This window comes from Halotalea alkalilenta (assembly GCF_001648175.1).
Classification (GTDB): domain Bacteria; phylum Pseudomonadota; class Gammaproteobacteria; order Pseudomonadales; family Halomonadaceae; genus Halotalea; species Halotalea alkalilenta_A.
Genome location: NZ_CP015243.1, coordinates 4,134,649 through 4,148,382, shown reverse-complemented (window position 1 = coordinate 4,148,382; position 13,734 = coordinate 4,134,649). Strand labels below are relative to the sequence as shown.

General features: G+C 65.4%; 11 protein-coding genes. 3 read left to right on the top strand and 8 right to left on the bottom strand.

What is annotated here, in order from left to right; translation table 11 throughout:
- Nucleotides 1-73: 73 nt before the first annotated feature.
- Together A5892_RS18560 and A5892_RS18555 are read left to right on the top strand one after the other, a co-directional pair.
- Entirely contained in the window at nucleotides 74-1,507 is a 1,434-nt protein-coding gene (locus A5892_RS18560; RefSeq protein ID WP_064124056.1) for an NAD-dependent succinate-semialdehyde dehydrogenase, read from the top strand.
- A 284-nt stretch (nucleotides 1,508-1,791) separates the two neighbouring features.
- On the top strand, nucleotides 1,792-2,796 hold the full coding sequence (locus A5892_RS18555; protein ID WP_064124055.1) for a LacI family DNA-binding transcriptional regulator: 1,005 nt from the start codon (nucleotides 1,792-1,794) through the stop codon (nucleotides 2,794-2,796).
- 210 nt (nucleotides 2,797-3,006) lie between these two features.
- On the opposite strand, the gene A5892_RS18550 is transcribed toward A5892_RS18555, so the two are convergent.
- From A5892_RS18550 to A5892_RS18515, 8 genes are all read right to left on the bottom strand, one after another.
- Nucleotides 3,007-3,735: an SDR family oxidoreductase gene (locus A5892_RS18550; protein WP_064124054.1), complete on the bottom strand. Its 729-nt coding sequence runs from the start codon at nucleotides 3,733-3,735 to the stop codon at nucleotides 3,007-3,009.
- On the bottom strand, nucleotides 3,732-4,844 hold the full coding sequence (locus A5892_RS18545) for a zinc-binding dehydrogenase (protein ID WP_064124053.1): 1,113 nt from the start codon (nucleotides 4,842-4,844) through the stop codon (nucleotides 3,732-3,734). The genes A5892_RS18550 and A5892_RS18545 overlap by 4 nt, the downstream gene beginning before the upstream one ends.
- Nucleotides 4,845-4,885: 41 nt before the next feature.
- Nucleotides 4,886-5,860 carry an ABC transporter permease gene (locus A5892_RS18540; RefSeq protein WP_064124052.1) on the bottom strand — a complete coding sequence of 325 codons (975 nt, stop codon included), beginning with the start codon at nucleotides 5,858-5,860 and terminating at the stop codon, nucleotides 4,886-4,888.
- A complete protein-coding gene (locus A5892_RS18535) occupies nucleotides 5,857-7,365 on the bottom strand; it encodes a sugar ABC transporter ATP-binding protein (RefSeq protein ID WP_064124051.1) in 1,509 nt (502 codons plus the stop codon). The genes A5892_RS18540 and A5892_RS18535 overlap by 4 nt, the downstream gene beginning before the upstream one ends.
- A 14-nt stretch (nucleotides 7,366-7,379) precedes the next feature.
- Nucleotides 7,380-8,327 carry an ABC transporter substrate-binding protein gene (locus A5892_RS18530; RefSeq protein WP_082890560.1) on the bottom strand — a complete coding sequence of 316 codons (948 nt, stop codon included), beginning with the start codon at nucleotides 8,325-8,327 and terminating at the stop codon, nucleotides 7,380-7,382.
- Between the two features lie 557 nt (nucleotides 8,328-8,884).
- Nucleotides 8,885-9,388 (bottom strand): YchJ family protein, encoded by a 504-nt coding sequence (locus tag A5892_RS18525; RefSeq protein WP_064124050.1) that lies wholly within the window; start codon nucleotides 9,386-9,388, stop codon nucleotides 8,885-8,887.
- Nucleotides 9,389-9,491: 103 nt separating this feature from the next.
- A complete protein-coding gene (locus A5892_RS18520; protein WP_064124049.1) occupies nucleotides 9,492-11,234 on the bottom strand; it encodes a Na+/H+ antiporter in 1,743 nt (580 codons plus the stop codon).
- Nucleotides 11,235-11,394: 160 nt separating this feature from the next.
- On the bottom strand, nucleotides 11,395-11,952 hold the full coding sequence (locus tag A5892_RS18515; RefSeq protein WP_064124048.1) for a type 1 glutamine amidotransferase domain-containing protein: 558 nt from the start codon (nucleotides 11,950-11,952) through the stop codon (nucleotides 11,395-11,397).
- Nucleotides 11,953-12,220: 268 nt separating this feature from the next.
- On the opposite strand from A5892_RS18515, the gene rmuC reads away from it, so the two are divergent.
- Complete coding sequence (rmuC, locus tag A5892_RS18510; RefSeq protein ID WP_064124047.1) at nucleotides 12,221-13,627, top strand: DNA recombination protein RmuC; 1,407 nt, start codon at nucleotides 12,221-12,223, stop codon at nucleotides 13,625-13,627.
- The last annotated feature ends 107 nt before the right edge of the window (nucleotides 13,628-13,734 follow it).

Below are 13,734 nucleotides of genomic sequence, written 5' to 3'. Positions count from 1 at the left end.
CGCCGCGATGGCCTCCATCTTGGAGAGATGAGTGGCGCTTCCGCAATGATCCCATCCCATTACTGGAGGTCTTATGTACCCCGATATTCAGCTGTTCATCGATGGCGAATGGCGTGACGCGCAAAGCGGCAAGACCATCGATGTGGTCGATCCCGCCAGCGAAGAGGTGATCGGACGCATCAGCCACGCCGAGCGCGGAGATCTCGATCTCGCGATCGAAGCGGCGAGCAAGGGCTTCAAGGAGTGGCGAGACACCTCGGTAATGACCCGTTATCAGGTGATGCGCCGCGCCGCGCAGCTGCTGCGCGAGCGCGCCGACAAGATCGCCGCGGTCATGACCCTCGAGCAGGGCAAGCCGGTCGATCAGGCCAAGGGCGAAGTGCTGGCAGGCGCCGATGTGATCGATTGGTTCGCCGAAGAAGGGCGGCGCGCCTATGGCCAGGTGATCCCCTCGCGCGATCCCAGCGTCCAGCAGCTGGCGGTCAAGCAGCCGGTCGGCCCTGTCGCGGCCTTCACCCCCTGGAACTTCCCGATCAACCAGGTGGTACGCAAGCTCTCCGCCGCCCTGGCCGTCGGCTGCTCGATCATCGTCAAGGCACCGGAGGAGACTCCTGCCGCGCCTGCCGAACTGATTCGCGCTTTCGCTGACGCGGGGGTTCCCGCTGGCGTGGTCAACCTGGTCTATGGTGTACCGGCCGAGATCTCCGAGTACCTGATCCCGCATCCGGCCATTCGCAAGATATCGTTCACCGGCTCCACCGCGATCGGCAAGCAGCTCGCCGCGCTGGCGGGCAGCCACATGAAGCGCGCGACCATGGAGCTTGGCGGCCATGCGCCGGTGATCGTCTGCGCCGACGCCGATGTCGAACTCGCCGCCCGTGAGATGGCCACCGCCAAGTTCCGCAACTGCGGCCAGGTGTGTATCTCGCCGACCCGCTTCCTGGTCGAGGATGCGGTGTACGACACCTTCGTTGCGCGCTTCCTCGAGGTGGTCGAAAAGCTCAAGGTCGGTCGCGGCGACGCCGAAGGGGTGACCGTCGGGCCGCTGGCCAACGAGCGTCGCATTCCGGCGCTCGAGTCGCTGATCCAGGACGCGCGCGAACACGGCGCCAAGCTGCTCGCCGGTGGCGAACGGCTGCCGGGCAAGGGCTACTTCTTCGCACCCACCGTGCTTGGCGAGGTGCCGCTCACCGCACGGGTAATGAGCGAGGAGCCGTTCGGGCCGCTGGCGCTGATCAACCGGGTGTCGAGCCTGGATGAGGCGATCGAGGAGGCCAACCGGCTGCCCTACGGACTCGCGGCCTATGCCTACACTCGCGGGTCGGCCAACGCGATGCGTCTTTCCCGCGAGGTCGAGACCGGGATGCTGACGATCAACCATGTCGGTCTGGCGCTGCCCGAGCTGCCCTTCGGTGGGGTCAAGGATTCAGGCTATGGCTCCGAGGGTGGCAGCGAGGCGATCGACGCCTACCTCGTCACCAAGCTGGTCACCCACAAGGCGGTCTGAGCCGGATCGCGCGGGTGGTGTGAGCCAGAGGGCTTCTCATCGGTGAAGCGCTAAAGCTTTAGTGATCTGGTGGTGCAGTAATGTAGTGAAATGAGACGGGGTCGGTGCGCATGCGCCGGCCCCGTTTTGCTGACCAGCGAGTGAAGGATGACTCCTCCCGGCGTCGGTGAGATGCTGGGCGGGTTCGACTCGAGTGCCAGGGCCCATCAGTGCCACTGCCGTCGCGGTCACTGCAGCGGTGTCGGCGGGCCCTAGATCAAGATCGCGAGGAATCCCCAGCGCCCATGGCCAGACAGCGCAATGCCACCATCGCCGACATCGCCGAGCGGGTCGGGCTGACGTCGATTACCGTCTCCCGGGCGCTGTCCAAGCCGGAGCTGGTCAAGGCTTCGACCCGCGAGCGAATCCTCTCGGCCGCCCGCGAGCTCGGCTACGTACCCAACGCCTTCGCCCGCGGATTGAAGCAGAGCGACAGCCGGCTGATCGGGATCGTCGCTGCGAGCATCGACAACCCTTTCTACATCGAGATGATCAAGACCATCGGCAAGGAGGCCAAGCGGCGCGGCTACGCGATCATGCTGTTCGACACCGATGGCGAGGAGCGGCTCGAGGCCACCGCGATCGAGACTTTGCTCAGCTATCGGGTCGCCGGCATCATCCTTTCGCCGGTCTCGGATGCCCTCGACTATCGCCCGGAGTATCTCGACGCGCTGGTCGCGAGCCAGGTCGCGGTGGTGCATCTGGACCGCGCCCTGGCGCGTACGCCGTTCGATGCGGTGGTGCTCGACAACCATGAAGCGGGCTGGCGGGCCGGGCACTACCTGCTCGAGCGGCTCGCCGACGGTGATCTGCTGCTGGCGGTGGGGGGGCCTGCCCGGTCGCGGATCACCCTCGAGCGGCTGGCAGGGATCCGTCGGGCGATCGAGCAGAGCGGCCGCGAGATCGTGCTCGACGTGGTCGAGAGCGACTACACCCTCGAGCCCGCTCGCGAGGCGGTCGATGCCTATCTGGCCGGAGGGGCGAGGCCGCAGGCGGTGTTCTGCTTCAACCAGCTGATCACCTTCGGCGCACTGCAGGCGCTCAAGGCCTACGGTTATGCCCACGATGACCTGCCGCTGGTATGCATCGACCGGCTGCCCTATCTCGACATCTTCGATCTGCGCGTGCCGAGCATCGTCCACGATGGCCACCAGGCCGGGCTCGAAGCGCTGGCACTGCTGTTCGAGCGGCTCGAATCGCCGCGTGCACCGAGCCGCACGGTGACCGTCGTAGGCGAGCTGGTCGACTGAGAGCTTGCTGCAAAAACCTGCCTCTCGACAGGCGTCCGTGTTTGTCACGCCGGATTCCGAGCTTGGCGCGGGACGCCGCTCGGGACGAACGGTTGGGGGGTGGCGCTGAGGCCAGGTTCCCCGGTTCTTGTCTCTCGATGCGCTGCTTGCTTGAGATGCTCGGACCACGTTCGTTCAGGGCGCTCGCAAACGCCTCAAACCACGGCCTCGTCAACGGCAGGTATAGCCGCCGTCGATCGGAAGCCTGACGCCGCTGATCATGCTCGCCGCGTCGGAGAGCAGGAAGAGGATCGGCGCCGCCACCTCCTCGGGCCTGGCGAAGCGGCCCAGTGGGATCTGGGCCAGCATCGGCGCGGCCTTGGCCGGGTCGCTCCAGGCCTGCTGCGCCATCGGCGTCAGCGTCACCGTCGGGTTGACCGCGTTGACCCGGATGCCATGCGGGCCGAGCTCGATGCACAGCACCTGGGTGATCGCATCGAGTGCGCCTTTCGAGGCGCAGTAGCCGAGGTGCTCCGCCAGCCCGACCAGACTGCCCTGGCTCGAGACGTTGACGATGCTGCCTCCGATGCCGGCTTCACGCATCCCGCGCGCCACCGCGCGGGCGGCCACCGCCGACGCGCGGGCATTGGCGGCGAACAGCGCATCGAGGTCCTCGGCGGCGAAGGAAAAGACATCACCAAGCCGAGTGATTCCGGCGCCGTTGACAAGGCCGTCGAAAGGCCCGAGCAAATCGATCTGTGCCTCGAGCCGCGCGCTGTCGGTGAGCTCCACCCGCCGCGCCGTGCAGCCGAGCGCGTCGAGCCGGTCGAGCGCGTCGCGATTTCGGCCCAGCGCGGCGACCCGCGCGCCGGCCTCGAGCAGCGCCTCTACGGTGGCAAGGCCGATGCCGCTGGTTGCCCCGGTGACCAGGATGCGTCGTCCCCTGAGGTCGATGTTCATGGCTCGAGCAGCACCTTGACCGACTCAGCCGCTGCGGCCATCGTGAAGCCCCGCTCGAATTCGGCCAGTGGCATGCGGTGGGTGACGATCCCCTCGGTGGTCACCAGGCCCCGGGCGAGCAGATCGATCGCCACTGGGAAGGTCGCCGGCGACAGATGGGCACCGCGCACGTCGAGCTCCTTGCGATCGCCGATGATCGACCAGTCGACCGTGGTCGGCTTGCCGAACACGCTGAATTCGACGAAACGACCGAGTTTCCTGATCACGTCGAGCCCCTGGATCACCCCGCTCGGCGCGCCGGTCGCCTCGATGTAGACGTCGCAGCCGTAACCCTCGGTGAGTGCACGAATCTCGCCGCCGACGTCGTCGCGCGAGGGGTTGAGCACCACATCGGCACCATAGCCGCGGGCGAGTTCGAGCCGCGCGTCGAGCATATCGACCACGATCAGTTTCTTTGGCGTCTTGAGCCGTGCTACCTGCACCATGGCCAGCCCGATCGGCCCTGCGCCGGCGATCACTACGACGTCGTCGAGCTGGATATCTCCGCGGTTGACCGCGTGGATGCCGCAGGCCAGCGGCTCGATGAATGCCGCCTGCTCGAGGCTGAGCGAATCGGGAATGCGGTGCACCCGGGCGTTGGCCGGCACCTTGAGATATTCGGCCATGCCGCCCTCAGCGACGCCTTGCTGGAAACCGAGGATGTCGTGCACCTCGCACATCCAGTAGTGACCGCCGCGGCAGTAGCGGCATTTCTCACACGGCACGATCTGCTCGGCGATCGCGCGTTCGCCGAGGTCGAAGCCGAAATGCTCGAACGCGCCTTCGCCGAGCTCGACCACCTCGCCGAAGAACTCGTGACCCGCCACCACTGGCGCCTTGACCCAACTCGGCTGCTTGTCCCCGTCGCCCCAGAACATCGCCGCACCGCTTTTGCATTTGACGTCGCTGGCACAGATACCGCAGGCACTGATCCTCAATATCATCTCCCGTGGGCCGGCCTTGGGACGCGCAATGCGCTCCAGCCGATAGTCTTCGGGACCGTGGCAGACCACGGCCTCCATCCGTTCCGGGAGCTCTCCAGCCGGCAGTGATACGGTGTTCGAACTCATCTCGTGACCTCATGATCGTATGATTGAAAGGGGAGGCCCGCTCAGCTTGCACGCCCGCGCTGGATCAGGATCGCGAGCAGGATGATCGCGCCCTTGACCACGTCCTGGAGGTAGGGAGAGACGCCGAGCAGGTTGAGACCGTTGTTGAGAATCGCCAGCAGCATCGCGCCGACCAGGGTGCCGAGAATGACGCCTCGTCCGCCGCTGATCGCCGCACCGCCGAGCACTACCGCGGCGATCGCGTCGAGCTCGAAGCCGGTACCCGCGTTGGGCTGGCCGCTCATCAGCCGCGAGGCCAGCACCAGCCCGGCCAGCGCCGCGGTGAGACCGCTGATGGAGTAGACCATCAGCTTGTAGCGGGAGACCCGGATCCCGGTCAGCCGGGTCGCTTCCTCGTTGCCGCCGATCGCGTAGACGTAGCGACCCGCGGGGGTGTGGTGCAGCACCACCCAGGCGATGGCGTAGACCGCCAGCATGATCAGGATCGGCACCTGGATGCCGAGCAGAGTGGCACGCCCGAAGAATGAAAAGCCGGCGGGCAGGCCTGAGATCGGGTAGCCACCGGTGTAGATCAGCGCCAGACCCTTGCAGATCCCCATCGTCGCCAGCGTGACGATGATCGGCGGCATTCGCGCGAAGGCCACGCAGGCACCGTTGAACGCCCCGATCGAAAGCCCCAGGCCCAGGCCGCCGGCGATCGCCAGGCCCATCGGCAGCCCCATCACCATCAGCCCGGCCATCACCGTGCCGGTCAGCGCCATTACCGGGCCGACCGACAGATCGATGCCGCCGGTGAAGATCACGAAGCTCATTCCCACCGCGATGATGCCGATGATCGCGCCCTGGCGGGCGACGTTGGTCAGGTTGGCGGTGGAGAGGAAGTTGTCGTTGATCAGCGCCATCAGCGCGAACACGATGACGAAGCCAATCAGCGGATAGAACACCGGCGAGCGCAGCAGGCGTGAGAACCGCGAGCGGCCGCGTCTGGGTGTGGTAGCGGTGTGGGTGGTGGTCATTGGGCGCCCCCTGTGGCATGGGCCATGATGGTGGGTGCATCGATCTCCTCACCTTCGAGCTCGGCGACGACGTGGCCCTTGCGAAACACCGCGACGCGATCGCTGAGGCCGATGATTTCGGGCAGTTCGGAGGAGATCAGCAGGATCGAGACGCCGCGCTCGGTGAGCGCGCGAATCAAGGCGTAGATCTCGGTCTTGGCGCCGACGTCGATGCCACGGGTCGGCTCATCGAAGATCAGCACCCGCATGCCGCGCTCGGCATCTTCGACCCGGCCGAGCCAGCGCGAGATCACCACCTTCTGCTGGTTGCCGCCGCTCAACTCGCCGACCACGCTGTCGGCTCCAGGCGCCTTGACCCGCACCTGGTCCATCAGCCGCTCGACCTCGGCGTGCTCACGGCTGCGATCGATCAGTATGCCTGCGCGGCGAAAGCGGCCGAGCTGGTTGAGGGTGATGTTGTCGAGGCAGCTGAATGGCAGGATCAGGCCCTGCTGTTTGCGGCTCTCGGGCAGCAGACCGATGCCGAGGGCCAGGGCGTCGGCGGGCGCGCGGATCTTCACCTGCTTGCCGTCCACCCTGATCTGGCGGCTCGCCGGCAGCGCACCGATCAGCCTCAGCGCCAGTTCGCTGCGCCCTGAGCCGACCAGCCCGGCGAAGCCGAGAATCTCGCCGGGCCTGAGCCGTACCCGATCGGTCTGGGTGCTTCCCGGCGCGGTTATCCCGGCCTCGAGCACCAGCGGTGCACCGGCTGCGAGCGGTGGGCGCGGTGGGAACACGGTGTCGACCCGGCGCCCGACCATCATCTCCACCAGGGTCGAGGCATCGCTCGCGGAGACCTCGCGGGTACCGATGTAGCCGCCGTCGCGTAGTACCGTGACCCGGTCGCAGATCTCGAAGATTTCCTCCATGTGGTGGGAGATGAAGATCATCCCCACGCCCTCGCGCTTGAGTGCGCGCACGATCGCGAACAGCCGCTCGACCTCGCTCGGGGTCAGCGGCGCGGTCGGTTCGTCGAGTACCAGCACCCGGGCGTCGAGCGACAGCGCCTTCATGATCTCGACGAACTGCTGGTCCGCCACGCTGAGCGCGGCGACCGGGGTGTCGAGATCGAGCTCGATGCCGAGCCGTTCGACCAGCCGCTCGGCGTCGATGCGCATTCGCGAGCGCTGGATCAGGCCGAAGGCGCTGCGCGGCTCGCGGCCGAGGAAGATGTTCTCGACCGCGGTGAGCCACGGCACCAGGCTGAACTCCTGGAACACGATGCCGACCCCGGCGGCGGAGGCCTCGCGGTAGTTGCGAAATTCCACCCGGGTGTCATCGAGGCGAACCTCTCCCGCGTCCGGGCGATGGATACCGCAGAGGATCTTCATCAGCGTCGACTTGCCGGCACCGTTCTCGCCGAGCAGCGCCAGCACCTCGCCCGCCTCCAGTGTCAGGCTCACTTCGCTGAGGGCGGCAACGCCGTTGAACGATTTGCTGATGCCTTCGAGGCTGAGCAGCGACATGGCGAAGTCCTCGTCTACCAGCTGAAGTCGGCAGCGTTGTCCCGGGTCACCAGCTCGATATCGATCGGTACTTCGGCGGGCACCGTTTCGCCGCGGTGCACGGCCAGTGCCAGGTCGAAGGCCTGCTCGACCATCTGGCGTGGGTGCTGGGCGGCGATCGCGATCAATGGCGAATCGGCCTCCTGCATCGCCCGCACCGCCTCGGGATTGCCGTCGACGCTGGCGAGCTTGACCTCCAGCCCGCTGGCCTGGATCGCGGTCAAAGCGCCGAGCGAGCCGACGTCGTTGACGCTGAACATGCCGTTGAGGTCGGGATGCGACTGGAGGATGTTCTCGGTCACGGTCATTGCCTGGGTGCGATCCTGGCGACCGTTCTGCTTGGTCACGACCTGGATACCATCGAACTCACCCAAGGCCGCTTCGCAGCCTTCGACTCGTTGGAGGATCGGCACCACCGGGATGCCATCGAGGATCGCCACCTTGCCCTCACCGCCGAGCTGCTCGGCGAGGTAGTAGCAGGCCTGGTAGCCAGCGTCACGGTTCTTCGAGCCGACGAACGCGGTGATTGGACCTTCGGCCTGTGCATCGACCGCGATCACCGGGACGCCGGCCTCCTCGGCGGACAGTACGGCTGATTGGATGCCGACCGAATCGGTAGGGTTGAGTAGCAGGACATCGATACCACGCTGCAGCATGTCCTCGACATCGTTGATCTGCTTGGCCACGTCGTGGCGAGCATCAAAGATCACCAGGGTGGCGTTGTTGGCCTGCGCTCTGGCTTCCAGCGCCCGTTGCATGGTGACGAAGTAGACGTTGTTGAGCTCCTGGAAAGACATCCCGACGGTGACCGGGGTGTCCTGGGCCTGGGTGTTGACGCTCGCCAGCGCTGTGGCGCAGAAGACGCCGCAAGCGAGCGTTCGGGCGAGACGGCCAGAGAGAGTGAAGGAGGTGCGCTGTTGCATGCCGGTTCCTCTTTTTTCTCATCGTGTGCGAAAAATCCGAGTTACGAAGAGAGTTCGTTTTTCGATAATTCAGTGAATTACGCCAAATAACCTTGGTTGTTGGCACTCGGTGTGAAAGTGCCTATCTATCCAAAAGTAGGGTATTGAGAAAAATGTTATCGTTGTCATTATGTATTTAGTTCTTGCCAAGGCTGGCTGTCAATTGGGCGAGGACCAAAGTATTAAGCGATATTTATTATACTTTTGTTCTATAGGTGCTGGTTTTAACGCTCTTTTTTTAGGCTGTTTAAGCTTGAGATTTGCGCTGTCGATCCTGTTTATATGATTTGATTGAGTTTTTTATTTCCGCTAAATGAACGAAGGTATTGAGAGGTTTTTTAGCTGGATAGCGTCAGATCTTTCCGGCTCGAATGGTTGCTGGCGATCGGAGTGGTGGCTGGAAATGCATGTGTGTGCCAAGCGGTTCGGCTCGATACAGCGCCGGCAGTTTGGCGACGATGCTCGCCGCTACCGCTGCGGGAGACGTCCTCTCGCTGCGCGAGGTCGCGCGGGCATGTTCAGCGCTGGGCGCAGCAGTGCTTGTACTTGCGTCCGCTGCCGCAGAGGCAAGGGGCGTTGCGCCCCTGCTTGACCGCTTGGGCGGGATTGAATATCTCACCGTCGAGATAGCGCCAGCGCCCCTCTTCGCGCACGAAGCGCGAGCGCTCGTGCAGCGACTCCTCGACCGCTTTGGCACCGAGCGGCGCAGGGGGCGAGAAGGTGGCGCGAAACTCCACCGTCGCGCGCGCGCCTTGCTCGTCGACCGCGAGCACCTCGAGGCGCCGCCAGTCGAGCTCGCGCCGTGAAAGCGCAGCCGCATCGAGCCCGGCCTTGGCCGGTGAATCGTCGTGCCAGGTAGCGAGCAGATAGTCACCGAGTCCACCGAGGGCGAAAGCCGCATAGCGCGAGCGCATCAGCGCCTCGGCGCTTTCGGCCTCGCGTTCACCCTGGTGCAGCGGCCTGCAGCAGGTGTCATAGACGAGGCCGCTGCCGCAGGGGCAGAAAGGGGAGGTGGTCGACATGGATGCTCCTGCTGTTGATGCGCGCATGGTAGGCAATTTCGTCGGCTGGTTCGAGCCGGCGGAGAGCGAAGTACGGGCCCCGCCGGGCCCGTGCGAAGGTGCCTCAGTGGTGCCCGCCACCGCTCTCTTCCTGGCCCGCGATCAGCGCGGTCTCGCTGAGGTCGACCTCGCGCACCAGCTTGCGCAGCAGATCGTCGTTGATCCGGTTACGGCTGCGTAGCCGGTAGTACTCGGCACGCTCGGCTTGCAGCGCTTGCTGGAGCAGCTCGCGCCACACCTTGCGCTCGTACTCGGCACGCCTGCTGGCCGATTCGGTATCGTCGATCGTCACGCGCTCACGATAGAGATTCATCAGCTGGGTGCTCTGCTCGGCGTAGATCAGGATGCGGTCGTCCTTTTCCACCGGCTCTGCGGCGTTGTCCGAATTGGTTGCGCCGTTGGTGTCGGAGTGCTCGGTGGTCAGCGCCTCGACCCGGGCGTGGCGATACTCCTCGACGCGCCGGATCGCCGCTTCCGAGGCACGCTTGCGCGCCCTGGCTTCCTCCTCGTCGAGCCGGGTATCGCGCGGCAGATCGAGGTCCTTGAGTAGCAGCGGTAGGCCGATGCTGCCGCTGAGCAGGGTAAGCAGGATCACACCGGTGGCGATGAAGACCAGCAGCTCGCGCCCAGGGAAGGGAGTGCCATCGAGCATCGTCTGGGGAAAGGAGAGCGCGGCGGCGAGCGTGATGGTGCCGCGAATGCCGGAGATAGTGGTGACCAGCATCAGTCGTGCGGGGAACGGCTGGATCTTGCGCTGACGGATCCTGGCCGCGAGCCTCGAGGTCCAAAGTGCGCCGAACACCCAGATGAAGCGCAGCACCATCAGGGCCGTGGTGATGATGAACACATAGCCGCACAGGCGTAGCAGTTCGAACTGGCTGCCATCGTGGATCGAATGGTTGAAGGCGCCGCCGATGATGTCGGGGAGCTGGAAGCCGAGCAGCAGGAACACCAGCGAGTTGAGCACGAACTCGATCATTTCCCACATGCTGCGGGTCTTGAGCCGGGTCTGGATCTGATCCTGGCGCTTGAGGTCGGTGTAGTTGACCACGAGCCCTGCCGCCACTGCGGCGAGGATGCCCGACATGCCGAAGTGTTCGGCGAGGAAGTAGACCGCGAACGGCAGTAGCAACTGCAAAAGCACGATCTGGGTCGCCGATTGCTCGCCGCCGTGCCGATCGATCAGCCGGGTGCGGATCACGCTGAACAGCCAAGCGCAGGCCCCGCCGAACAGCAGGCCGCCAAAAGCGATGAACAAGAAACTGGTCGATACCTCGCTGAGCGAGAATGCGCCGGTCAAGGCCGCCGCCACCGCGAACTTGAACGCCACCAACCCTGAAGCGTCGTTCATCAGCGACTCGCCCTCGAGCACGCGCATGAGCTTTGGCGGCACGGGCAGGCGTCCCGAGATCGCCGAGACCGCAACCGCGTCGGTAGGCGAAAGCACGGCGGCGAGGGCGAAGGCGATCGGCAGCGAGATCACCGGCAGCATCCAGTGGATCAGGTAGCCGACCCCGAGCACGGTGAACAGTACCAGGCCGAAGGCAAGGGCGAGAATCGGCCCGCGCAGCGCCATCAATTCGCGCTGGGGGAAGCGCCGGGCATCCGAGTAGAGCAGCGGGGCGATGAAGAGCAGGAGGAACAGCTCTGGCTCGAGGCTGACGTGGATACCTTCGGCCGGCCAGGCCAGCGCGGCACCGAAGGCGACTTGCACCAGCGGGGTAGGCAGCGAGGGTAGAAAGCGTGCCGCGACCCCAGTGGCCGAAGCGACGAACAGCAGGATGAGAACGAGGGAAACGGTTTCCATTACTTAGCGGATGTCGAATCTTGTGCGAGGGAAGAGGGCCATGACCGGGCATGGCGACCGGCACCATTAAACAGCGATTAAGCTTATCACGCGAGGGGAGGATATCGACGAAAGCGCCCCCTCGGTGGAATCGAGAAGGCGCGGTACGCTGGAGAGGGGCTCAGGCATGCTGCTTGCGATGCCGGCCCTCGTGAATTTCTTCGATGGTCTTGGCGTTGAACGCGGGCAGGTCCTTGGGCGTGCGGCTGGTGACCAGCGCGTTTTCGCACACCACCTCACTGTCTTCCCACAGTGCGCCCGCATTCTTCAGATCCTGCGCGACTGACGCGACCGAGGTCATCTGGCGGCCGTCGACCACGCCTGCGTTGATCAGTGTCCAGGGGGCATGGCAGATCGCCGATACCGGCTTGCCGGCCTCGAAGAACGCCCGCACGAAGCTGAGCGCCTCCTGGTTGGTGCGCAGACTGTCCGGATTGATCACCCCGCCGGGTAGCACCAGCGCGTCGTACTCCTCGGGCCTGGCTTCGTCGAGGGTGCGATCGACCGGATAGTCGGCGCCCCAGTCGGTCTCGGCCCAGGCCCGAATGGTGCCGCTCTTCGGTGCTACTACCTCGACCTGGAAGCCCTCGTCTTCCAGCGCCTTCTTCGGCGAGGTCAGCTCGACCTCCTCGAAGCCATCGGTGGCCAGTATTGCGACACGTACGTTTTCATCACTCATCACAACCGCTCCTTAGTTGTTGCCGTTCGGCGTTGACGATCAACCTCCGTCAGGACGCGCGCTCCCGGCGCGTCCTTGGCTTCTCAGCGTAGGAGCATATCCATTAGGACGCGAACATCGACCGACGAGTCTGTCCAGGCCCGATCAGGTTTGCTGCATCACGATGCAAAGCTCGCGCGCGCAGGGTCGAAATGCCCTCCCGGGCGTGTAGACTCGGGGCGGACGCGGTCCCGGGGATCGCGCGAAGGCGTGGTGTAAGGAGAGTTGGATGTCTACCCCCTTGATTGCTCTGGCGTTCGCCGCGGTGGCGCTGGCCGCGCTCGGTGGCGCCATCGTCGGTGCCTGGCTCGGACGCGCGGCGCCCAGGCGTGAGCTTTTGGAGGCGCGCGAGCGGTCGGCGCGGTTGGAAGAGGCGCTGGAGCAGAGTCGCGAGGCCCACCACGAAGCCGAGCGTCTGCTCGCCGAGCGCGAGGCGCTGCTCGAGCGCGAGCGTGACCAGGGCGAGGCGCTCAGCGTGCGACACCAGCGCCTCGAGCAGGAGTGCGCCCGGCTGCGTACCCGCTGTGCCGAGCTCGAGACCGGGATGGAGCGCGACCAACGCCACCACCACGAGCGGCTGGCGCTGCTGGAGCAGGCCCGTGACCAGCTCAAGGGCGAGTTCGAGCGCTTGGCTGGCAAGATCTTCGAGGAGCGCAGCCAGCGCTTTTCGGTGCAGAGCCGAGACGATCTCCAGGCGCTGCTCGGCCCGCTGCGCCAGCAGCTGCAGGAGTTCCGCAGCCGTCTCGATGGGATCAACGACCAGGATGTTCAGCGCCAGTCCGCGCTGCGCGCCCAGCTCGACCAGCTTTGTGCGCTGAACCGCCAGATGAGCGAGGACGCCAGCAACTTGACCCGGGCGTTGAAAGGGGATCGCAAGCTGCAGGGCAACTGGGGCGAACTGATGCTCGAGACCGTGCTCGAGCGCTCCGGACTGCGCAAGGGCATCGAATATCGTCGCGAGGTCGCGATTCGCGCCGAGGATGGACTGCGCCGCCCCGACGCGGTGATCCAACTGCCGGAGGGGCGTCACTTGGTGGTCGACGCCAAGGTCTCGCTGGTCGCCTACAGCGATTATCTCGCCGCCGAGGACGATGTTACCCGAGCGCAGGCGCTGCGCCAGCACCTGCGCTCGCTGCGCAGCCACCTTGAGGGGCTGGCGGCCCGCGACTATCCGCGACTGCCCGGGCTCAACTCCCCGGACATGGTGTTCATGTTCATGCCGATCGAGCCGGCCTTCGCACTGGCTTTCGAACACGACGAGCGGCTGTTCCAAGACGCCTTCGCGCGCCATGTGGTGATCGTCACGCCCACCACCTTGCTCGCCAGCCTGCGCACCGTGGCCAACCTCTGGCGGCTCGAGCGGCATAACGAGAATGCCAAGCTGATCGTCGAGCGCGGCGAGAAGCTGCTCGACAAGTTCATCGGCTTCGTCGACAGCCTCAACGATGTCGGTACTCATCTCGAGCGTGCCGGCGCTAGCCATCGGCAGGCGTTGAAGCGGCTTTCAGAGGGGCAGGGCAGTCTGGTCAGCCAGGCCCGCGCGCTCAATCGGCTCGGCGTGCGGAGCAGAAAACCCCTGCCCGACGGAGAGGACGGCGCGGACGAGGACGAGACGAGCGGAAAGCCCGAGCCTTAGGCAGGGGGCTGAACTGATCTTGAAAGTATCCGCATGGCGGCCCAGCTCCCCGGCCTGACCGACTAGGCTGGAAGTCGTGTTCCGGTGTGATCGCGCCGGCCTCGTCC

Bases quoted from the DNA above. Each gene is read 5' to 3' on its own strand.
- A5892_RS18560 (WP_064124056.1), top strand. From the start codon at position 74: ATGTACCCCGATATTCAGCTGTTCATCGATGGCGAATGGCGTGACGCG.
- A5892_RS18555 (WP_064124055.1), top strand. From the start codon at position 1,792: ATGGCCAGACAGCGCAATGCCACCATCGCCGACATCGCCGAGCGGGTC.
- A5892_RS18550 (WP_064124054.1), bottom strand. From the start codon at position 3,735: ATGAACATCGACCTCAGGGGACGACGCATCCTGGTCACCGGGGCAACC.
- A5892_RS18545 (WP_064124053.1), bottom strand. From the start codon at position 4,844: ATGAGTTCGAACACCGTATCACTGCCGGCTGGAGAGCTCCCGGAACGG.
- A5892_RS18540 (WP_064124052.1), bottom strand. From the start codon at position 5,860: ATGACCACCACCCACACCGCTACCACACCCAGACGCGGCCGCTCGCGG.
- A5892_RS18535 (WP_064124051.1), bottom strand. From the start codon at position 7,365: ATGTCGCTGCTCAGCCTCGAAGGCATCAGCAAATCGTTCAACGGCGTT.
- A5892_RS18530 (WP_082890560.1), bottom strand. From the start codon at position 8,327: ATGCAACAGCGCACCTCCTTCACTCTCTCTGGCCGTCTCGCCCGAACG.
- A5892_RS18525 (WP_064124050.1), bottom strand. From the start codon at position 9,388: ATGTCGACCACCTCCCCTTTCTGCCCCTGCGGCAGCGGCCTCGTCTAT.
- A5892_RS18520 (WP_064124049.1), bottom strand. From the start codon at position 11,234: ATGGAAACCGTTTCCCTCGTTCTCATCCTGCTGTTCGTCGCTTCGGCC.
- A5892_RS18515 (WP_064124048.1), bottom strand. From the start codon at position 11,952: ATGAGTGATGAAAACGTACGTGTCGCAATACTGGCCACCGATGGCTTC.
- rmuC (WP_064124047.1), top strand. From the start codon at position 12,221: ATGTCTACCCCCTTGATTGCTCTGGCGTTCGCCGCGGTGGCGCTGGCC.